Origin of the sequence: Crossiella sp. CA-258035, assembly GCF_030064675.1 — a bacterium.
Taxonomy (GTDB): domain Bacteria; phylum Actinomycetota; class Actinomycetes; order Mycobacteriales; family Pseudonocardiaceae; genus Crossiella.
Map to the genome: position 1 here is coordinate 3,706,768 of NZ_CP116413.1, position 20,522 is coordinate 3,727,289.

Here is a 20,522-nt window from a genome sequence, read left to right on the forward strand (position 1 = left end):
GCCGTTCTGGACCGTGCTGGGAGCGCTCCCAGAAATCGAGTTGAGTGTTGCCCCGAGATGTCCGGGGTGTCAAGGGGATCAAGGAAAAGGCTGCCGAAGGGTTGTCAGAACGGGCGCGAACTGGAATCGCTCCCAGTTCGCGCCCGTCCGATCAGCCGCCGAACAGCTCGCTGTGCGCGGCGAAGGCGGTGGCGATCTCCGCCTGCGACCAGAACCGGTGGATGGTCAGGGTCGGCGCAGGCCCGCCGTCCAGGTAGGCCTGGACCTTGGGCCAGTCGGGGTCGTTCTTGTAGAAGGAGCGGATGGACAGGAAGGTGGAGTTGGCGTCGATGCGGTCGCCGTTGGCCATCGTGCCGGTCCAGCCCGGCGGGATGTAGAGCCCGTCACCGTTGGCGGTGGTGAGCTTGTCGTCGAAGCGGCTGTAGTCGGCGCGGGTCTCCGGGACCGCGATGCCCTTGCCGTCCTGGTGCGCCAGCAGCGCGTCGAGCAGGCGCTCGCCGGTGGTGCGCGCCGCGGTGTTGCCCGAGGCCGCCGCGTAGTAGAGCAGCGTCTTGGACAGCGCGGCCGCCACGCCGACGTCCTGGCTGTGGTTGAGCACCTTGACCGTCAGCCCCGGGTTGCCGGTGGGGGTGCCGGTCCAGTCGTCGGGTTTGCCGGTCCACTCCAGGTCCGAAGGCACCTTGAAGGAGCCGTTGCCCGCGGTGGTGTTGGCGATGGCCCACGGAACCCACTTGTCCAGGATCGCCTTGGCGCGGGCGTCCTTGGTCACGTGGTAGAGCTGGGCGATGCGTTCCACGCCCCAGACCTGGAAACCGAACCACCGGTTGCTCGGCGGGTCGTGCCACACCGGCTGGAAGTCGTACGCCATGCCGTGGAACTTCGCCGACCCGGCCGGCGGCGGCTGGTAGGAGCCGCCCCAGCTGTTGCTGGCGCCACCGGCGATGCCGCCGTTGGATGCCTGCAACCACTGCAGGAACTCCAACTGCCGGTCGTAGCTGGTGTCCCAGTCCTGCTGCCCGGTGGCCGACTTCGGCTTGAGCGCCGGGTCGTTGGCCAGCGCCCAGGCCGCCAGCGGGTTCTGGTAGCCCTGGTGCGGTGCGCTGGAACCGATCCGCCAGGACCAGCCCGCCGAGGTGTCGGTCGCGCCGCCCCAGGAGTAGTACCAGCCCATCAGGTAGTGCGCGCTGTTCTTGCCGGTGCCCGCCGGACAGCTGGCCGGTCCGACGCAGTTGCCGATCTTCTTGAAGTACTTGTCGAACATGGCGTAGCGCAGGTAGTCGCCCATCTTGGCCGCCTTGGCCAGGATCGGCGCCACCTCAGCGCCCTTGCCCTGCGCCTCGGCCCAGGTCTTGGCCCAGTAGGCCACCTGCACCGCGCGCGCGTCGGCATCCGGCGCGTTGGTGTAGCGCCACTGCTTGGCGTAGTTGGCGTCCTTGGTGAACAGGTCCAGGAACCCGTTGCGGCCGCCGTGTTTGAACGTGTCGCAGGAGGGGTGGGTCACGGTCTCCCAGACCGACTCCTGCTCACCGCGCTGGAAGGTGTTGACGTAGGCGGGCGCGTTGTTGGTGCCGTCCCCGCAGTGCCCGTAGCCGTAGGTGTTGTCCACGTCGAGCAGCCAGTGCATGCCGTAGATGTCGTTGTTGCCATAGGCCGAGCGCAGCTCGGTGGCCAGCGGGTCCTGGCCGACCGCGACGCCGGGGTCCAGCTGCGAGGGGTAGCCCCTGGGGTGCGGGTGCTCCGGGGCGTAGGTGGCCGGTTTGGCCGGGTTGTAGAAGGAGTTGGTCGGCTGGTCCTTGCTGCCGGGGATGATGAACTTCTCCAACGACTCCCAGGCCTTGGCCAGCGGCGCCCAGTCCTTGGTCACCCGGCCGTAGCTGGCCTCCAGCCACAGGTAGTAGCTGAACGCCTCCGAGGTGGTCTGGTGCCCGTGGTCGGGCGCCTCCACCACCAGGGTCTCCACCGAGTGGTAGGGCACCAGCAGCTCGCCGAACCGGCGGAAGTAGCCTGCCGCCGGGTCCTTGATCTTGTTGTACTGGGCCAGGAAGGCCGCCGCGTAGCTGGAGGTGTCCTTGCCCAGCTCCTTGGCGGTGATGGTGGCCGCGGTGTGGCCCGCCGCGGACACGGTGAACCTGGCCTCGCCCAGCGCGCCGCCGTTGTCGGCCGCGGCGATGGTGAGCTGCTGCGCGGTGTTGTAGTTCTGCGGGGTGAACCGCAGGGTGGCCGGGGTCGCGGTCAGGTCGGCGCTGCCGGTGCGGGTCACCGTCGCGGTGACCTCACCGGCGGGCGCGGAGGCCAGCTTGACCCCGACCTTGACCGAGTCGCCCTGGCGCACGCTGACCGCGCCTGGGGTGGCCAGCACCGCGGGCGCGCCGAGCACGCGCACCGCGACCGGGTTGGAGACGGTGGTGGCGCCCTTGTCGTCGGTGGCGCGGGCGGTCACCGAGTACTCGCCGGCGGTGGCCCCGGTCCAGTTGACCCGCCACGGCGCCGCGGTGGCGGTGCCGACGGGGGTGGTGCCGGCGAAGAACTCGACCTTGCTGACCGTGCCGTCGGTGTCGGCGGCCTCGGCGGCCAGCGCGATGCTGGCCGGTGCGGTGAAGGTGCTGCCGTCGGCTGGGCTGGTCAGCGCGACCGAGGGGGCCCGGTTCGCGCCGGTGCAGCGGACGCCGTTGACCGCGAAGTCGGTCGGCGGCCGGTTCGCCGCGCCCTTCTCGGCGTTGAAGTTGACCTGGGTGCTGCCGCCGGCGGGCAGTACCCGGGCCCAGTCCGGGTTGGCCACGGTGACCGCGGCGCCCTGCTGGGTGAACACGCCGTTCCAGCCGTTGCTGACCTTCTGGCCGTCGGCGAAGGTCCAGGTGAGCTTCCAGCCGTTGAGGGCCTCGCCCTCGTTGCGGATGGTGGCGGCGGCGCTGAAGCCGGTGCTCCACTCGTTGGTCACCTGGTACACCACGGTGCAGGCGACCGAGGGGGCGGCCGCGGCGGGCAGCGCGCCCAGCGGGAGCGTCACCGCCCCGGCCAGCGCGGTGGCGAGTGCGGCGGGCAGTGGCCCGGCTCGCCATCGCCGGGATAGCGCACGGGATCTCATGCAGGGTCCTCCTCCGGACACACAGGGGTGAGGGCGGTGGATTCTGGGAGCGCTCCCAGAACGGGACTGTAACCGCGCCGAAACCCGCTGTGAACCCTCGGCCGCGCACCGGCGGGGACCATCGGCGACATTGCACCCGTTCGGTCCCGCCCGCGCCGCCGGGCGGGCTAAGCTGATCATCGGAGGTGGTGGGTGTGACCCGTGGTGCCACGCGGCCGACGCTGGAAGACGTCGCCGCCTACGCCGGTGTGTCCCGGTCGACCGCCTCGCGGGCGCTCAACGAGGACGCCTACGTCAGTTCCCGGGCCAGGGAGAAGGTCCTCGACGCCGCGCGCGAGCTGGGCTACTCGCCCAACCAGGCGGCGCGCTCGCTGGTCACCAGGCGCACCAACGCGATCGCGCTGGTGCTCTCCGAGCCGGAGACCAAGGTCCTGGAGGACCCGTACTTCGCCGAGATCGTCCGCGGCGCGTTCCGGCAGCTGTCCGAGGTGGGCAGCCAGATGCTGATGATGCTGGTGGACAGCCGCGAGGACGTGCCGGGCACGGTGCGCTTCCTGGAGGGCGGGCACGTCGACGGCGCGCTGGTCTTCGCCGCGCACCGGGGCGATCCGCTGCCCACCGCGCTGCGACTGCTCCGGCTGCCGATGGTCTTCGGCGGCGGCAGTCCCGGCGGCGCCATCCGCGGCCTGCACATGGTCGACTTCGACAACGTGGGCGGCGCGAAGCTGGCGGTGGAACACCTGCTCTCGTTGGGGCGCAAACGGATCGGCACCATCACCGGACCGCTGGACCAGCGCTCCGCGGTGGACCGGCTGGCCGGCTGGCGGACCACCGCGGGGCTGGACGACCGCGCCGCGGCCCGGCTGTGCGAGGAAGGCGACTTCAGCACCGAGAGCGGCGAGCGGGCGGTGGCCAGGCTGCTGGCGCGCAACCCGAAGCTGGACGCGGTCTTCGCCGCCAACGACCCCATGGCCGCGGGCGCCCTGCGCGCGCTGCACGCCGCCGGACGGCGGGTGCCGGAGGACGTGGCCGTGGTGGGCTTCGACGACCACCGGGGGCTGGCCGAAGCGACCAACCCGCCGCTGACCACGGTGCACCAGGACCCGCGCGAGCAGGTCCGGCAGATGGTGCTCACCCTGCAACGGCTGATCGAGGGGGAGGACCTGCCGCCACGCAGGCAGGTGCTGCCGGTCGGCCTGGTCCGCCGGGCCTCGGCTTAGCAGCAAGCTGGTGCCGCGTTGACTCACCGGTGTGTTGGCCGTTGTCGTACCGGGTGTTGGCCGTTGCGGACGGTGTGTTGGCCGGATGGCGTACCAGTTCGGCCAAGAGTGTGTACGACAACGGCCAACACGGCGCTCAGTGTTCGTGCGCGGGCGGCTGGGCGAAGACGCAGTTGTCCACGTCGGCCGGGATCTGGCGGACCTTGTCGTCGGCGTAGGCGCAGCGCAGGTAGTAGAGGTCCAGCTGGTAGACGCCGAGGAAGCCTGACGTGACCGCGAAACCGTTGCCGAAGGCCAGGGTCGGGCCGTCGCCGAGGGTGCCCTTGGTCATCGCGTCCCGCCAGGTGCGCTGGAACTCGATCTGCTTGCCAGGGGCGAACAACAGCAGGCCGACCTTGGGGTAGGACGGTGGCACCGCGCAGGTGGACCACTCCGCGATGTAGGGCTCGTACAGCTCGCGCAGCTCGGCGCCGACCAGCCTGTCCAGCTCCTCGGGTGTGCCCGCCCTGGCGTCGGTGCAGCCCGAGGTCTTCTCGCTGACCAGGTCCACCAGTCCACGCATCGTGGTGACCGGGGGGCCGAGTGCGCCCGCGCCCCGATCAGCAAGGGGTGCAACGGGTTCCGCGGCGCAACCGGCGAGCGAGACCAGGGTCAGCGTGAGGGCCGCGGCGATTCTGGGCAGGGTCATGACGCCTCCTGTCTGGGAGCGTTCCCAGCACCGTAGCCAAACTTTTGCCTGGTTGAAAAGGAGATGTGCTACCCCGAATCTGGAAGCGCTCCCAGATTCCCTGCCACAAGGAACTGACCATGACACTGCGAAGCAGGCTCGCGGCGTTGGCGGCAGTGGTCGTCGCGCTGTGTTCGATGGTCCTCGTCCTACTGGATCAACGCCCGGCTCAGGCGCACGGCGCCATGATGCAGCCGGGCAGCCGGACTTTCTTCTGCTGGAAGGACGGACTCAGTTCCACCGGTGAGATCAAGCCGAAGAACCCGGCCTGCGCCGCCGCGGTGGCGCAGAGCGGCACCAACCCGCTGTACAACTGGTTCAGCGTGCTGCGCTCCGACGGCGAGGGCCGCACCCGCGGCTTCGTGCCGGACGGCCAGCTGTGCAGCGGCGGCAACAGCACCTTCTCCGGCTGGAACCAGGCCAGGAACGACTGGCCGCTGACCCACCTGACCGCCGGCGCGAACATGCGCTGGTCCTACAACGCCTGGGCTGCCCACCCCGGCTGGTTCTACCTCTACGTCACCAAGGACAGCTGGAGCCCGACCCGGCCACTGACCTGGAACGACATCGAGGAGCAGCCGTTCCTGACCGTCGACCACCCACCGCTGACCGGTTCGGTCGGCACGGTCGAGGGCCACTACGGCTGGCACGGCAGGCTGCCGCAGGGCAAGAGCGGCAAGCACATCATCTACTCGGTGTGGAAGCGCTCGGACAGCAAGGAGACCTTCTACGGCTGCTCCGACGTGGTCTTCGACGGCGGCAACGGCGAGGTCACCGGCATCGGCGGCGAGCCGGGCCCCGGCCCGACCGGCACCACCAGCCCGACCAGCACCACCGCGGGCCCGCCCGGAGCCTGCACCGCCGAGTACGCGGTCACCAACAGCTGGGCCGGTGGCGCCCAGGTGACGGTGACCGTGCGCAACCCCGGCAGCACGCCGGTGCGGGGCTGGACCGTGCGCTGGACCGCCCAGGCGGGTCAGCGGATATCCAGCCTGTGGGACGCCACGCACTCCGTCACGGACTCCGCGGTGACGGTGAAGAACGCGTCCTGGAACGCGAGTGTGCCCGCGGGCGGGCAGGCGGCGTTCTCGTTCAACGTGGAGTCGACCGGTGACCACAAACCGGCGAGTCCACTCACCTGCGCCAGTCCCTGATGGCGCCCCCGCGGCGCGGGTCCCTTTCCTCCACCCGGGACCCGCGCCGCGGCTTGGGTCAGCTCGCGGGCGGCGCGGTGCTGCGGCGGACGATCAGCGTGGTGGCCAGCTCGACCCTGCGGTGCTCCGGTTCGGTGCCGCGGGCCAGTGACACCGCCAGGCGGGTGGCCGCGGCGGCCATGTCCTGCAACGGCTGGCGGACCGTGGTCAGCGGCGGGCCGACCCACTCCGCCACCGGCAGGTCGTCGAAGCCGACCACGCTCAGGTCCTCCGGGATGCGCAGGCCCGCGGTGCGCGCGGCCTCGTAGACGCCCAGCGCCTGCAGGTCGCTGCCGGCGAAGACCGCGGTGGGCCGGCGGGGCAGCTCGAGCAGCGCCTCGAACTGGGCGCGGCCGGACTCGACGTGGAAGTCGCCGTAGCGCACCAGCTCCGGGTCCACCACCAGCCCGGCGGTCTCCAGCGCGGCGCGGTAGCCGTCCACCCTGGCCCGGCTGCACAGCACCCGTTCCGGGCCGCCGATCACCGCGATGCGCTCGTGGCCCAGCTCGATCAGGTGCCGGGTGGCGGTCAGGCCGCCGTTCCAGTTGGTCGCGCCGATCGAGGGGGTGTGCACGCCCGGCTCGCCGATCGGGTCCACCACCACGACCGGGATGTCCCTGGCCCGCAGCTTGGCCAGCTGGGCGGCGCTGAGGTCGGAGAACACCGCGACCACGGCCAGCGGCTTGCGGGTGATCACGCCGTCCACCCAGCGCTGGCCGGGGGTCAGCCTGCCCTGGGACTCCGAGAGCACCAGCGCGAGACCCTGCTCGGCGGCCACCTGCTCGGCGCCGCGGATGATCTCCAGCGCCCAGGCGCTCTCCAGCTCGTGGAACATCAGCTCCACCAGGGTCGAGCGGCGGGACCGCTCATCGCCCCTGCGCTGGTAGCCGTGCTGCCGGATGATCGACTCCACCCGCTCGCGGGTTTCCGCCGCGACATCGGGTCTGCCGTTCATCACCTTCGAAACTGTCGGGATCGAGACGCCTGCCTCGGCGGCGATGTCCGCGATGGTGACCTTGCCCGGTGCCATGGCCGGAGTCTACGACAACCGGGTTGCCCCAACGGGCCTATTGCCGGAGCGACACGAACGCGCCTAGCTTCGAAAGTGTCGGTTTTCATATAGAAAGTATCGACAAGCCCTGGAGCGACAATGAAGTTGCGCAGACAACTGCTGGTGCTGGGCCTGCTGGTGGCCGGTGTGGGCGCGGGCGCGCTACCCGCCTCGGCCGCGGGGCCCCTGCACGGCATCACCAACCGCTGGGTCGGCAGCGCGGTGGCCGCGGGGCCACTGGCCGGCGAGCAGGACTACCGCGGGACCCTGACCCGCGAGTTCGACAGCGTGACGCCGGAGAACGAGATGAAGTGGGCGGTCACCGAGCCCAACCGCGGCCAGTACAACTGGGGCGGCGCGGACGCGATCGTCAACTACGCCCAGCAGAACGGCAAGACCGTGCGCGGGCACACCCTGGTGTGGCACAGCCAGTACCCGAACTGGCTGAACAACCTCTCCGCCAACGACCTGCGGGCCGCGGTGGAGCAGCGCATCCGCACCACGATGAGCAGGTACAAGGGCAAGATCCGGGCCTGGGACGTGGTCAACGAGGTGTTCGAGGAGGACGGCAGGCGCCGCAACTCGATCTTCCAGACCAGGCTGGGCGACAACTGGATCGCGGATGCCTTCCGGCTGGCCCGCCAGATCGACCCCTCGGCCAAGCTCTACATCAACGACTACAACACCGAGGGCAACAGCGCCAAGGCCAACGCGATGTACGCGCTGGTGCGCCAGCTCAAGCAGCAGGGCGTGCCGATCGACGGCGTGGGCATCCAGGCACACCTGGCCACCCAGTACGGCTTCCCCGGCGGCTACCAGGACAACCTGCGGCGGCTGGCCGCGCTCGGCCTGGACGTGGCCATCACCGAGGCCGACGTGCGCATCCAGCTGCCCAGTGACGGCGGCAAACTGGCCGCCCAGGCGAACTACTACAAGCAGCTGTGGGACGGCTGCCACGCGGTGAGCCGCTGCGTGGAGTTCACCACCTGGGGCTTCACCGACCGGCACTCCTGGGTGCCGGGCACCTTCCCCGGCACCGGGGACGCCTGCCTGTTCGACCGCTCCCTGCAACCAAAACCGGCTTACCGCGCGATCAACCCCTGACCCGGCGCGGGCCGGCCTCACTTGCCGAACCCGGCGGTGAGGCCGGCCAGCAGGAACCGCCGCCCGATCAGGTAGACCACGAAGATCGGCAGCACGGACAGCGTCACCGCGGCCAGCAGGCCGGGCACGTTCACCCCGAACTGGCCCTGGAAGTTCCACAGTCCCAGGGTGAGCACCCGGTTCTCCGCGGACTGGGTGAGCACCAGCGGGAACAGGAAACCGTTCCAGGCGCTGAGCGCGGTGTAGATGGCCACGGTGACGATGGCCGGTTTGGCCAGTGGCAGCACCAGGTCGAACAGCGTGCGCAGCGGCCCGGCCCCGTCGATGGCCTGCGCCTCGTACAGCTCGCGCGGCACATCGCGCAGGCTGGTGGTCAGCACCAGGGTGGCCACCGGCAGCGCGAAGGCCGCGGTGGGCAGGATGACCCCGGTGAGGCTGTCGTAGAGGTGCAGCCGGGTGATCAGCAGGTAGACCGGGATGATGGTGGCCTGCGCCGGAATCGCCAGCCCGGCCAGCAGCAGGCTGAACCCGCGCCGCACCCACGGGCTGGTGCTCCTGGTGGCCGCGTAGGCCGCTGGCACGGCCAGCAGCAGCACGATGAGCACGGTGGCCCCGGTGACCACCACGTTGTTGAGCAGGTACCGGCCGAACCCGCCCTCCAGCACGGTGAGGTAGTTCGCCAGGGTCGGGTTCGCCGGCGGGGCAAGGGGATGGCCGCCGAGGTAGTCGGCCCGCCCGCGCAGGCTCGCGGCCAGCATGTAGTACAGCGGCAGCAGCACCACCAGCAGCCAGAGTCCGGCGAAGGCGCCGCCGATCCGGTTCGGCGTGATCCTCATACGCCCTCCTGTTGACTGGACATGGCGCGGAAACCGGTGGCCCGCAACACGATCAGCGACAGCGCCGCGCCCAGCACCATGAGCAGCACGCCGATGGTGCTGGCGTAGCCCAGCTCGAAGCCGGTGAACCCGGTGATGTACATGTGCAGCGGCAGGATCCGGGTCGCGGTGCCCGGTCCGCCGCCGGTGAGGATCAGCACGGTGTCGAAGGTGGTCAGCGAGCCGACCAGCATCAGCACCGAGGAGCTGATCACGGTGTGCCGCAGCTGGGGCAGCGTGATGTGCCGGAAGCGGGCCAGCCGCCCGGCCCCGTCCAGCACCGCGGCCTCGTACAGCGCGGGCGGCACCGCCCGCGCCGCGCCCTGGTAGAGCAGGGTGTGGAAGGGCACGTACTGCCAGGTGATCACCAGCACCACGGTGTAGAGCGCCAGCTGCGGGTCGCCCAGCGGGGCCAGCACCCCGGCGGTGAGGCCGAAGTTGGGGTCCAGCAACGCCTGCCACAGCAGGGCGATCGCGGCGGTGGAGAGCAGCAGCGGCAGGAAGAACAGCGCGCTGAGCACCGCCCGGCCGCGCTGCCTGCCCGCCGCCCACACCCCGGTCAGCAGCGCCAGCGGGGTCTGCACCAGCCAGGACAGCACCATGATCAGCAGGGTCCGGCCGAGCGCGGCGTGCGCCTGGTCATCGGCGTAGAGCCGGGCCCAGTTGTCCGCGCCGGTGACCCGCGGCGCGCCCAGGCCGTCCCATGCGGTGAAGCTCAGGCCGAAGACCAGGACCATCGGCAGCACCGCGAACAGGGTGAAGAAGGCCAGTGCGGGCAGGGCGTAGAGAGCCGACGGCCGCTGGGTCATCCGCGGCTGGCCAGCGCGTCGACGAACTGCTGCGGGGAGAGCTTGCCCAGGAAGAACTCCTGGAGCTGGGTGAGCAGGAAGGTGGCCTGCTCGGCTGGCAGGTCCTGGTCCCAGGACAGCTGGAAGTGCGGGGCGGCGCGCACCTGCTCGTAGAGCCAGCTGGTGTAGGCGGCGTTGGGGGCCTTGGCCAGCTTGTCCGCCAGCCCGCTCACCGCGGGCACGTCGCCGGCGTCGATGAGCGCCTGCACGTAGCCCGGGTCGTGCAGCTGGGTGGCCACGAACTTCTTGGCCTGGTCCACTGTGGACAATCCGGCGGACACCGAGTAGAAGTTGGCCGGGTTGCCGACCAGGTTGCGCGGGTCGCCCTTGCCGCCGGGCACCGCGGGGAAGGGGACCCAGCCCAGCGCCTCCCGCTTGACGAACTCCGGGCTCTGGCCGAGCTGGTTGACGTACTCCCAGGAGCCCATCAGGTGCATCGCGGCCTTGCCCTGGGCCAGGATGGTGGAGGCGCCGCCGAGGTCGTAGCCCACCCCGGCGAAGTCCCGGCCGAAGCCGCCGCGGTCGATGAGCTCCTTGAGCCGGGTCATCGACTCCAGCACCGCGGGGTGCCGCCAGCCCTCGGGTTTTCCCTTCACCGCGCGGAAGACCTCGGTGCCGCCGATCCGGTCGAGCAGGTACTCCGCCCACATCAGCTCGGTCCAGGCCTGCGAGCCGGCCAGCGCGATCGGCTGCACGTTCCTGGCCTTGAAGGTCTCCACCAGTGCCAGCAGTTCCTCCCAGGTGCCCGGCGGCCGCGCGCCCGCGGCGGCGAAGACCTCCTTGTTGTAGAACAGGACCACCGGCTGCATGCCGCGCATCGGCAGCCCGTAGAGCTTGCCGTCCAGGCGGGCCGCGTCCAGCACGTTCGGCAGGAACGCCTCGCCGAGGCCGGGGTTCTCGGCCAGCAGCGGGGTCAGGTCGGCGACCTTGCCCGCGTCGACGTACTCCTTGAGGTTGCCGCCGCCCCAGTTGAAGAAGGCCGAGGGCGGGTTCGGCGAGCCGAGGGCGACCCGCAGCTTCTGCTTGTACGGGTCGTTGGCGAAGGTCTCCAGCTTGGCGGTGCCGCCCGCGCGGTTGAAGCGGTCCACCGACTGCTGTTCGATCGGGTTGAGCACGTTGTCCTGCAAGGCCCACACCGTGACCCCCGCCTGGCCCGCCGGGCCGGAGGTGCCGCAGGCGGCCAGCGCGCCCGCGGCCAGGGCGAGCGCGCAGAGGCGGAGAAAGCGCGGTCGGGAACGCCGTAACATGGAGCCACCTTTCCGAAATGTTTCGGAAATATCGCGAGTGCGGCCGACCCTATGGACGCTGCTCTGTTGGTGTCAAGAGCGGCTTTAGTCCAAACAGAGTCCCGTTTTGGCAGCTAGTTTGCGGCGGGTTGTGTTTCGCAGTCTTATCGATACTATCGGCGTCATGGATCGCGTCTGGGGGATCCCAGGGCGTCCGGTGCAGGAGCGGGTGGCCACGCTGCTCACCGAGATGACCCTGGCGGAGAAGCTGGCCCAGCTCGTCGGCGTGTGGGTGGGGGTGTCCGAGGTGGCGGCCGAGGTCGCCCCGGCCCAGCACGAGTTCGCCGAGTCCCTTCCTCCGTGGGACGAGCTGACCAAGTCCGGGCTGGGCCAGCTCACCCGCGTCTTCGGCACCGCCCCGGTCGATCCGGCGCACGCGGCCAGGGCGCTGGCCCAGACCCAGCGCCGCCTGGTCGAGAACACCCGGCTGGGCATCCCGGCGATGGCGCACGAGGAGTGCCTCTCCGGCTTCACCGCCTGGCGGGCCACCGTGTTCCCGGCACCACTGGCCTGGGCCGCCGCCTTCGACCCCGGCACGGTGCGGTGGATGGCCGAGGCGGTGGGCCGATCACTGGCCGAGGTCGGCGTGCACCAGGGCCTGGCCCCGGTGCTGGACGTGCTGCGCGATCCGCGCTGGGGCCGGTCCGAGGAGACGCTGGGGGAGGACCCGTACCTGGTCGGCGTGCTCGGCGCGGCCTACACCGGCGGCCTGGAGTCGGCCGGGATCGTGGCCACGCTCAAGCACTTCGCCGGGTACTCCGCCTCCCGCGCCGGCCGCAACCACGCCCCGGTGGGCATGGGGCCGCGCGAGTTCGCCGACGTGGTGCTGCCGCCGTTCGAGCTGGCCCTGCGCGAGGGCGGGGCGCGTTCGGTGATGCACTCCTACGCTGAGGTCGACGGCGTGCCGCCAGCGGCCGATCCGGCGCTGCTGACCGGGCTGTTGCGGGAGACCTGGGGCTTCCAGGGTGTGGTGGTGGCCGACTACTTCGGCGTCTCCTTCCTGGAGACCGCGCACGGTGTGGCCGGTTCCCCCGGTGAGGCGGCGGCGCTCGCGCTGGCCGCGGGGGTGGACGTGGAGCTGCCGAGCGTGCGCTGCTACGGCGAGCCGCTGGCCGAGCTGGTGCGTGCGGGTGTGGTGCCGGAGGAGCTGGTGGACCGCGCGGTGACCAGGGTGCTGCGGCAGAAGTGCGAGCTGGGCCTGCTGGACGAGGACTGGGACCCGGAGCCGCCCGCGCTGCGCCAGGACCGGCCGGTGGACCTGGACCCGCCGGAGCTGCGCACGCTGGCCCGCACCCTGGCCGAGCGCTCGATCGTGTTGCTGGCCAACGACTCCGGCCTGCTGCCGCTGCGCGAGCCCGGTCATCTCGCGGTGGTCGGGCCGTGCGCGGAGGAGGTGCTCTCGCTGCTGGGCTGCTACTCCTTCCCCAGCCACGTCGGCACCCAGCACCCCGAGGTCCCGCTGGGCATCGAGGCGCCCACCCTGCTGGACGCGCTGCGCGCCGAGTTCCCGGACACCGAGATCCGTTGCGCCCCAGGCTGTGCGGTCACCGGCGAGGACCGCTCCGGCATCCCGGCCGCGGCCGCGCTCGCCGATGCCGCCGAGGTGTGCGTGCTGGCCCTCGGCGACCGCTCCGGCCTGTTCGGCCGCGGCACCTCCGGCGAGGGCTGCGACGCCGCCGACCTGGCCCTGCCCGGGGTGCAGGCCGAACTGCTGGCCGCGGTGCTGGACACCGGGACGCCGGTGGTGCTGGTCCTGCTGGCCGGCCGCCCCTACGCCCTCGGCGGGGACGCCGAACGGGCCGCGGCCGTGGTGCAGGCGTTCTTCCCCGGACAGGAAGGCGCGGGCGCGGTCGCGGGCGTGCTCAGCGGCCGGGTGAACCCCTCGGGCAAGCTGCCCGCGCAGGTCCCGCACGGCCCCGGCGGGCAGCCCGCGACCTACCTGCACCCGCCGCTCGGCGGCCCGGGGTCGGTCAGCTCGGTGGACCCGGCCCCGCGGTTCCCGTTCGGCCACGGCCTGTCCTACACCAGCTTCGAGTACCTGGACGGCCACGCGCAGCCTGAACTGCCCAGCGACGGGGAGATCGAGGTGTCCTGCCTGGTGCGCAACACCGGCGACCGGCCCGGCGCGGAGGTCGTCCAGCTGTACCTGCACGACCCGGTGGCCTCGGTGACCCGGCCGGTGCGTCAGCTGGCCGGGTTCGCCCGGGTGCACCTGGACCCCGGGGAGTCGGTGCGGGTCCGCTTCCGGCTGCACGCCGACCGGACCTCCTTCACCGGCCGTGACGGCCGCCGGGTGGTCGAACCCGGCGAGCTGCGCCTGCTGCTGGGCTCCTCCAGCACCGACATCCGGTGGCAGGCCACGGTCGAAGTCACCGGGGCAGCGCGCCATCCCGGCCCGGACCGGGTGCTGATGACCCCGGTGGTCCTCGACCCGGCGGAGGCCGCCGGCTGAGGGCCTCGGTCACGGCAGGCAGCCAGCGGTCGGCCATCTTGCGGAACCCGGTGTCGTTGGGGTGCACCCCGTCGATGGTGTCGGTGGCTGCGTCGAAGCCGGTCCACTGGTCCACCACGGTGATCGGCGAGCGCGCGGTGGACCGCTGCGCCGCCCAGCCCGGGATCGCGCGGTTGAGCGCCAGCACCCGCCGTGCGCAGGGGTCGCAGCCGATCGCCCGCATCGGGATGATCTGCGCGAGCAGGATCCGCACCTCCGGGTTGCGCGCCCGGAGCTGCCCGACCAGCTTCGCGTACGCGGCCAGCACCGCCTCGGTCCCGGCCCCGTGCCACAGGTCGTTGGTGCCCAGGTGCATCAGCACGATGTGCGGTCTGGCCACGGCCAGCCAGGACGGCAGCAGGTCCTCCCGCGCGATCCTGGTGGCCTGGTAGCCGCTGTACCCCGCGTGGTCGCGGTCGTAGGTCAGCGGGCAGGCGCCGCCGGTCCTGGGGCCCACGAAGTCGAGGTCGGTGTGCCCGGCCGCCCGGAGCTGGTGCCAGAGGACGGCGCGCCAGCAGCCAGGAGCACCGGTGATCGAGTCGCCCAGCGGCATGATCCGGACCTGGGCCGGTGGCAGCACCCAGGCCAGGGCGATCACCAGGCTGAGCGCGAGGAGGACCACCGGAGCCCGGCCAACCCGGCCAGCCGACATCGGGACTCCCTGTCACGCCTGAAGGTCGGGTCTGTCCATCCTCAGGTACCCGCTGGTGGACAAATCACTCGCGCACCGTGATCGCCGCGGCCGGGCACACCGCGGCGGCCTCGCGGATCGTCTCGTGCAGCGCCGCGGGCGGCTGTTCCGCCAGCAGCACGACGATGCCGTCCTCCTCGCGCTGGTCGAACACCTCCGGCGCGAGCAGCACGCAGGTGCCCGCGCCGCAGCACCGGTCCTGGTCCACGGTGATCTTCATGGTTCCTCCTTCGTGACCGGGGCCAGCCACAGTCCGACCAGCGCGTCGATCAGGCCGGTGCCGGCGTCCTGCCAGCTGGACCTGGGGGTGTGGGTGTGCTCGGCGAGGGCGAGCTCGCGTTCGGCCATCATGTGCACCATCAGGTGGCGGAGCATGCCGCCGCGTTCGTCCCTGACCTCGCCGGGCAGGTCGGGCAGGCTGCGGTGCAGTCCGTCGACGATCCGGTGGAGGCTGGGGGAGGTCAGCGCCTCCTCCTCCATGATCGGGCGCAGCGACGGGTCGGTCATCACCTGCGCGGCGAAGCGGGCGAACCAGGTCGGGCTGCCCAGCGAGGCCAGGTGGTCGGTGAGCGGGCGGACCAGGCAGGTGATCCAGTCCCGGACCTCCCTGCTGCCGGCGACCTCGGCGACCATCGGGTCGCGCCGCCGCTCCATCGCGGTGGCGTGCCTGCGGATGACCGCCCGCACCAGGTCGGCCTTGGTGCCGAAGTGGTAGCCGACCACGGTGTTGTTGCCCTGCCCGGCGGCCTCGGCGACCTGCCGGTTGGACACCGCGAACACGCCGTGCTCGGCGAAGAGCCGTTCCGCGGCGGTGAGGATCTGTTCCCTGGTGGCTTGGGCCCGCGCCGCCCTGCTGGTGGTCATGGCCCCCATCGAACCGGAAGCTCCCGCAGCCCGCCCACCGCGAGTCCCTCGACCTTGCGCAGTTCGGCCACCGGCACGGCCAGCTCCAGGGCAGGCAGCCTGCGCAGCAGCACCTCCAGGGTCACCTGCAGCTCGGTGCGGGCCAGCGGCTGGCCGAGGCAGGCGTGCGCGCCCGCGCCGAAGGCCAGGTGCGGGTTGGGGCTGCGGCCCAGGTCCAGCTCGGCGGCGGCGGTGAAGGCGCGCTCGTCCCGGTTGGCCGCGGCCATGCTGCACACCGCGGTGGTGCCGCTGGGCAGGGTGGTCCCGGCGATCTCGATGTCCTCGGTGAGGTAGCGCGCCATGCCGAAGCCCGCGTTGGCGTCCAGCCGCAGCGTCTCCTCCACCGCGGTGCGCACCAGCGAAGGCTCGGCCAGCAGCCGTTCCCAGTGCCGCCGGTCGGCCAGCAGCATCGCGGTCATCTTGGTGATCATGTTGGCGGTGGTCTCGTGCCCGGCGATCAGCAGGCCCATGCCGGTGGCGATCAGCGCCGGGTCGGACATCGGCTCGCCGTCCGGGCCGGTCTCCGCGATGAGGGCGCTGAGCAGGTCCTCACCGGGCTCGGCGCGCTTGGCCGCGATGTGCCCGGCCATGTACCGGGCGAACTCCGCCTGCGCCAGGTCCATCTCGGCCTGGGTGTAGCGGGTCATGCTCAGCAGCGCGTCCGACCAGTGCGCGAAGCGGTCCCGGTCGGCATCCGGCACGCCGAGCAGGTCGCAGATCACCCACACCGGCAGCGGAAAGCCCAGCGCCGCCTTGAGATCCGCGGGCGAGCCCTTGGCCACCATGTCGTCCACCAGCTGCTCGGCCATCGCCTCGATGGCGGGCCGCAGCGCGTTCATCCGCTTGGCGGTGAACCACTTGCCGATCATCCGCCGCCAGCGCAGGTGCCCTTCGCCGTGCTGGGGGAGCACAGTGGACATCTCGTTGTTGAACAGTCCGCCGGACTCGGTGTCGGCGACGCGGGCCGCGTTGTCCGCCGCGGTCGGCCTGGTGAACCGGGGGTCGGCCAGCACGCTCTTGACGTCCTCGTAGCGGGTGATCAGCGTGGCCTCGTCCCCGCTGGCCAGCTGCACCTTGGCCACTGGGCAGCGCTCCTGGTAGCTGGCCCACTCGGCGGGTGGCTCCAGGGCGGCGTCGGACTCGAACGGGAAGCGGGGCAGCTGGGTCATGTCGCCAGCATGGCCCCGGACTGGAAGTAAGTCAATCAACTGACTTAAGTTGGCGGTGGGGGCGCGGGGTCGCAAGCCAGGTGGCCAGCAGCGCCCCGGCGAGCACTGCGGTCACGACCCCGGCGGTGGTGCCGAACCTGGCCCACCGGGCCTTGCGTGCCGCGCGGACCAGCCCGGCGTGCAGGGCTTCCGGGGGCGCGGGACCCGCCGGGTCGAGCAGCTCGGCCGCCTGCTCCCTGGCCACCGTGGCGAGCAGGCCGGGCAGCCCGGCGAACCCGGCGACCGCGCGGGCGCACGGGCGGCAGGCATGCAGGTGTCCTTCGTAGTCCCGGCGCTCGGTGTGTGACAGCGCGCCCAGCAGATAGGCGGCGTCCCACTCCCGGTACGGGTCGGCTGGTGGCGTCACCGGCTGGTCAGCCCCTTCTCCCGGAGGGCGCGGCGCAACGCGCGCAGGCCGTAGTGCAGGCGGGAGCGCACGGTGCCCTGCGGCACCGCCAGGTCCACCGCCAGCTCGGCCACCGAGTGCCCGAGGTAGAACGCGCGGATGATGACCGTGCGGTGCTCGGTGGTCAGCTGGGTCAGCACCTCGGTGATCACCCAGGCGTCCAGCACCGAGTCGGTCTGGTCGGGGCGCGCCGGGTCGGGCACCCTGGCCGCGCCCACCTCCCGCCGCGAGTGCGCGCTGCGGCGTTCGTCGACGACCACGTTGCGCGCCACCCGGAACAGCCAGGCCCGCGCCGCCGACTCGCCCTGGTCCAGCACCGCCGGGCTGCGCCACAGCCGCAGCAGGCTCTCCTGGACCACGTCCTGGGAGAGCTGTTCGTCGCCGGTCAGCCGCAGCGCGAAGCGCCGCAGCGCGGGCGCGTGGCGGTCGTGCACCAGGCGGAGCAGCTCCGCCGCCGTGGTGGCCACCTCAGGAGTCCCAGATCGCGCCGTAGGCCGGAATCCCTTGTGCCTCAAGGGACTCGACCACGTGCCAGGTGGTCTTCCGGTTGGAGATGCAGATGACGGCCTCCGCGCCGGACTCCCGGTGCGCGCGCAGCGCCAGCTCGACCAGGTCGGGCTTGCCGTCGCGGTCGGTGTCCCAGATGACCGCCTCCGGCTGCACGGACTCGATCTCGGCCACCAGCGCCTCGCCGTAGGTGCGCACCGGGTTCCTGGTCGACCACACCAGGCGGGCCGGGGTGTCCCCGGCGAGCAGGTGCGGCAGGCACGGCCCGATGCCGCTGCCGGTGGCCACCCACACCACGCCGCGGAAGAGCCGGTCGATGTTGCCCACGCCCGCGGTCGGGATGCCCTTGACCCACAGGTGCGTGGGTTTGTCGTCCACCAGCCCGCCGGTCCAGTCGCCGGCGCGGGAGATGGTGAGCCGGAAACCGGAGCGGCCGGGCGCGGGCACGTTGGCGAAGGAATGCCACTCCAGCAACGGGTTCCGGCTCACCGCGGTGGAGGACCCGGCGAACGGGGTGACGCCGTGGTCGAAGGCCACCAGGGCCACGTGCCGGGACGGCGTGCTGATCCGCACCGGCACCCGGCGCAGCCGCAGCCAGGGCAGCGCCACGCTGGTCACCACCACCAGCAGGGCCCAGAACGGCGCGGAGCCGAGGAATACCCGGCCCTGCGCCTGCGCCAGCGCGGCGGCGTGCGCGGTGAAGAGCACCAGCAGCGCCCAGCCGCCGAAGCGGTGGCAGCGCTCGAACAGGTCGTGCCGGGCCGCGCGCAGCTTCGGCAGCGCGAACACCACCATGGCGACCAGCAGCACCGCGATGGCCCAGGTGCTCACCAGCAGCGCTGGGGGGCCGCCGCGGGCGGTGATCACCCAGGCCAGCACCGCGAACCAGGCCGTGCCACCGATCGCGGCGCCGACGTGCAGGCCGCCGAAGTGGTAGACCTTGCCCAGCGTCCACCGCACCCGCAGCGGCCAGTGCTTCGGCGCGCTGGTGGCCAGCCGGAACAGCAGGTTGATCACGTGCTGCTGGCGGATCAGCACGGCCAGCAGCAGGTTGCCGAGCACCAGCCACAGCAGCACGTCCAGGTCGGCACGCCAGTCGGTGGCCAGTGCCAGCACCAGGTTGGCCAGCAGCACCGCGGCCAGCAGCCGGTTGTGGTGGGTGAAGGGCCTGCGCCGCAGCCGGGCGCGCCAGCCCGCAGGGGCGGGGGCCAGGACCGGGGCGGCGCTCACGCGACGGTCTCCGCCCGCTGGCCGGTCAGCCGGGTCAGCAGCGCCCGCCGGTCCACCTTGCCGCGCTCGGTCAGCGGCAGCCGGTCCACCGGCACGATCAGCGCGGGCACGCAGTAGTAGGGCAGCTGGGCGGCCACCGAGTGGCGGACCGCCTCGGGCACGGCGGTTGCCGGGCTGACGAACCCGACCAGCCCGCCCTCGTAGAGCACCGTGCTGGCCCGCCGGCAGCCGGGCGCGCGTTCCAGCGCCGCGGTGACCGCGTCCAGTTCGACCCGGAAACCCTTGACCTTCACCTGGTCGTCGGTGCGCCCGTGGTGTTCCAGCTGGCCGTCGGTGGTCCAGCGGACCAGGTCGCGGGTGCGGAACATCAGGCCGCCGCCCAGGAACGGGTCCGGGCGGTAGCGCTGCGCGGTGAGGTCGGCGTCGCCGAGGTAGCCGCCGGTGACGCAGGCGCCACCGGCCCACATCTCGCCGACCTCGCCGATCCGGCACGGGTTGAGCGCCTCGTCGAGCACGTAGACGGTGGTGTTGGGCACCGGGCGGCCGATGGTCAGCCTGCCGGTGGCCGGGTCGTAGCGCTGCACGGTGTTGACGATGGTGACCTCGGTGGGGCCGCAGGCGTTGTGGAAGACCGCGGTGCGCGACCAGGCGCGGGCCAGCGCGGGCGGGCAGCGCTCACCGGCCACCGCGACCACCCGCACCCGCGGGCAGTCCCTGGGGTCCACAGTGGACAGCACCCCGGGGGTGGCGATCAGCGCGGTCGCGGTGCGGGCCGCCGCGGTCGGGTCGTCGCCGCGCACCAGCACGCAGCCGCCGTTGGCCAGCGTGCCCAGCACCTCCCACACGGCCATGTCGAAGGCGATGTTGAGCAGCTGCGGCACCCGGTCGCCGGGGCCGATGCCGAGCGAACCCGGTGCGGTGAGCAGGACGTTGCACAGGTTGGCGTGCGTGACCCTGACCCCGTTGGGCCTGCCGGTGGTGCCCGAGGTGAAGATCACCACCGCGGTCTCGCCGCACCGGGCGGGCAGTGCCGCGGTGGCGCTCGGGTGGTCGTCGATCGTGATCACCGTGCCGAGGCCCGCGGGCACGAGTCCCTGGTGTGCCGTGGTGGTCAGCACGACCTCGATGTCCGCCACCGCGGCGATGTGCCGCAGGTGCGGCGGCGGGGTGAGCCGGATGTCCTGCGGCACATAGGCCGCACCGGCTTTGAGCACCGCGAGCATGCCCACCACCATGGCCACCGACCTGGTCAGGAACAGCCCGACGTGCGCGCCGGGGCGCACCCCGTGCTCGATGAGCAGCCGGGCCAGCGCGGTGGCCCTGCGGTCCAGCTCGGCGTAGGTCACCGACTCGCCGAGGTGCTCCACGGCGGGGGCCTCCGGGCAGGCCGCGGCCCGCGCCTGGACCGCGAGGTGGACGTGGGTGAACGGGACTGGTGTGCGTGGCCCCCATCCGAAGCGGTCGAAGAGCACGCGCTCGTGCGGGGGCAGGCCGCGCAGGGCAGGGGATTCGACGATCGGGGTCACTCCCGGATCCTTTCGCCAGGCCGGTGGTCACCCCGTCTGAACGAGACAGGTCGGGTGAATGTTCAACTAAATATCCGGAAAACGTTGCCGGGCTTGGAAGTTGCCCGGTCGTGGTCGAACGCGGCGTCGAACGCGCGTCGAACGGCAGAGTCCACAATGGACTCCGTGGTG

The 20,522-nt window shown here is 72.0% G+C and carries 18 protein-coding genes; 4 read left to right on the plus strand and 14 right to left on the minus strand.

The genetic code is table 11. From position 1 onward, the window contains the following. Positions 1–151: 151 nt before the first annotated feature. Positions 152–3,085, minus strand: a complete 2,934-nt coding sequence (locus tag N8J89_RS17030) for a glycoside hydrolase family 48 protein (RefSeq protein ID WP_283665331.1) — start codon at positions 3,083–3,085, stop codon at positions 152–154. Positions 3,086–3,279: 194 nt separating this feature from the next. On the opposite strand from N8J89_RS17030, the gene N8J89_RS17035 reads away from it, so the two are divergent. Continuing rightward, a complete protein-coding gene (locus N8J89_RS17035; protein WP_283665332.1) occupies positions 3,280–4,305 on the plus strand; it encodes a LacI family DNA-binding transcriptional regulator in 1,026 nt (341 codons plus the stop codon). Positions 4,306–4,441: 136 nt separating this feature from the next. Here N8J89_RS17035 and N8J89_RS17040 read toward each other — a convergent pair whose 3' ends face one another. Continuing rightward, a complete protein-coding gene (locus N8J89_RS17040) occupies positions 4,442–4,993 on the minus strand; it encodes a hypothetical protein (RefSeq protein WP_283665333.1) in 552 nt (183 codons plus the stop codon). A gap of 119 nt (positions 4,994–5,112) precedes the next feature. On the opposite strand from N8J89_RS17040, the gene N8J89_RS17045 reads away from it, so the two are divergent. After that, positions 5,113–6,186 (plus strand): lytic polysaccharide monooxygenase auxiliary activity family 9 protein, encoded by a 1,074-nt coding sequence (locus N8J89_RS17045; RefSeq protein WP_283665334.1) that lies wholly within the window; start codon positions 5,113–5,115, stop codon positions 6,184–6,186. A gap of 58 nt (positions 6,187–6,244) precedes the next feature. Here N8J89_RS17045 and N8J89_RS17050 read toward each other — a convergent pair whose 3' ends face one another. Continuing rightward, complete coding sequence (locus N8J89_RS17050; protein ID WP_283665335.1) at positions 6,245–7,255, minus strand: LacI family DNA-binding transcriptional regulator; 1,011 nt, start codon at positions 7,253–7,255, stop codon at positions 6,245–6,247. 120 nt (positions 7,256–7,375) lie between these two features. On the opposite strand from N8J89_RS17050, the gene N8J89_RS17055 reads away from it, so the two are divergent. Beyond that, positions 7,376–8,380 (plus strand): endo-1,4-beta-xylanase, encoded by a 1,005-nt coding sequence (locus N8J89_RS17055; RefSeq protein ID WP_283665336.1) that lies wholly within the window; start codon positions 7,376–7,378, stop codon positions 8,378–8,380. Between the two features lie 17 nt (positions 8,381–8,397). Here the strand turns inward: N8J89_RS17055 and N8J89_RS17060 are convergent, their stop codons facing one another. From N8J89_RS17060 to N8J89_RS17070, 3 genes are read right to left on the minus strand one after another with little or no spacing between them, the layout of a single operon-like run. Continuing rightward, a complete protein-coding gene (locus tag N8J89_RS17060) occupies positions 8,398–9,216 on the minus strand; it encodes a carbohydrate ABC transporter permease (protein ID WP_283665337.1) in 819 nt (272 codons plus the stop codon). Continuing rightward, positions 9,213–10,064: a carbohydrate ABC transporter permease gene (locus N8J89_RS17065; RefSeq protein ID WP_283665338.1), complete on the minus strand. Its 852-nt coding sequence runs from the start codon at positions 10,062–10,064 to the stop codon at positions 9,213–9,215. Before N8J89_RS17065 ends, N8J89_RS17060 begins: the two co-directional genes overlap by 4 nt. Next, positions 10,061–11,350, minus strand: a complete 1,290-nt coding sequence (locus tag N8J89_RS17070; RefSeq protein ID WP_283665339.1) for an ABC transporter substrate-binding protein — start codon at positions 11,348–11,350, stop codon at positions 10,061–10,063. Before N8J89_RS17070 ends, N8J89_RS17065 begins: the two co-directional genes overlap by 4 nt. A 163-nt stretch (positions 11,351–11,513) precedes the next feature. Here N8J89_RS17070 and N8J89_RS17075 point away from each other — a divergent pair, with 163 nt between their 5' ends. Then, on the plus strand, positions 11,514–13,841 hold the full coding sequence (locus N8J89_RS17075) for a beta-xylosidase/alpha-l-arabinosidase (RefSeq protein WP_283665340.1): 2,328 nt from the start codon (positions 11,514–11,516) through the stop codon (positions 13,839–13,841). Here N8J89_RS17075 and N8J89_RS17080 read toward each other — a convergent pair. The 8 genes from N8J89_RS17080 to N8J89_RS17115 all read right to left on the minus strand — a co-directional run bounded on the left by N8J89_RS17080 (position 13,759) and on the right by N8J89_RS17115 (position 20,351). Next, the gene (locus N8J89_RS17080; protein ID WP_283665341.1) at positions 13,759–14,532 is read right to left on the minus strand and encodes an SGNH/GDSL hydrolase family protein; all 774 of its coding nucleotides are present in this window, start codon (positions 14,530–14,532) and stop codon (positions 13,759–13,761) included. The two genes, N8J89_RS17075 and N8J89_RS17080, sit on opposite strands and share 83 nt — an antisense overlap. 64 nt (positions 14,533–14,596) lie before the next feature. Then, the gene (locus N8J89_RS17085; RefSeq protein WP_283665342.1) at positions 14,597–14,791 is read right to left on the minus strand and encodes a ferredoxin; all 195 of its coding nucleotides are present in this window, start codon (positions 14,789–14,791) and stop codon (positions 14,597–14,599) included. Next, a complete protein-coding gene (locus N8J89_RS17090; protein WP_502868461.1) occupies positions 14,788–15,435 on the minus strand; it encodes a TetR/AcrR family transcriptional regulator in 648 nt (215 codons plus the stop codon). Before N8J89_RS17090 ends, N8J89_RS17085 begins: the two co-directional genes overlap by 4 nt. Continuing rightward, positions 15,432–16,643 carry a cytochrome P450 gene (locus N8J89_RS17095; protein WP_283665344.1) on the minus strand — a complete coding sequence of 404 codons (1,212 nt, stop codon included), beginning with the start codon at positions 16,641–16,643 and terminating at the stop codon, positions 15,432–15,434. Before N8J89_RS17095 ends, N8J89_RS17090 begins: the two co-directional genes overlap by 4 nt. Before the next feature lie 31 nt (positions 16,644–16,674). Further along, positions 16,675–17,049 carry an anti-sigma factor gene (locus N8J89_RS17100; RefSeq protein ID WP_283665345.1) on the minus strand — a complete coding sequence of 125 codons (375 nt, stop codon included), beginning with the start codon at positions 17,047–17,049 and terminating at the stop codon, positions 16,675–16,677. Further along, on the minus strand, positions 17,046–17,555 hold the full coding sequence (locus N8J89_RS17105; RefSeq protein WP_283665346.1) for a sigma-70 family RNA polymerase sigma factor: 510 nt from the start codon (positions 17,553–17,555) through the stop codon (positions 17,046–17,048). The genes N8J89_RS17100 and N8J89_RS17105 overlap by 4 nt, the downstream gene beginning before the upstream one ends. 1 nt (position 17,556) lies before the next feature. After that, complete coding sequence (locus N8J89_RS17110; protein WP_283665347.1) at positions 17,557–18,825, minus strand: FNR domain-containing protein; 1,269 nt, start codon at positions 18,823–18,825, stop codon at positions 17,557–17,559. Further along, the gene (locus N8J89_RS17115) at positions 18,822–20,351 is read right to left on the minus strand and encodes an amino acid adenylation domain-containing protein (protein ID WP_283665348.1); all 1,530 of its coding nucleotides are present in this window, start codon (positions 20,349–20,351) and stop codon (positions 18,822–18,824) included. The genes N8J89_RS17110 and N8J89_RS17115 overlap by 4 nt, the downstream gene beginning before the upstream one ends. Positions 20,352–20,522: the final 171 nt, after the last annotated feature.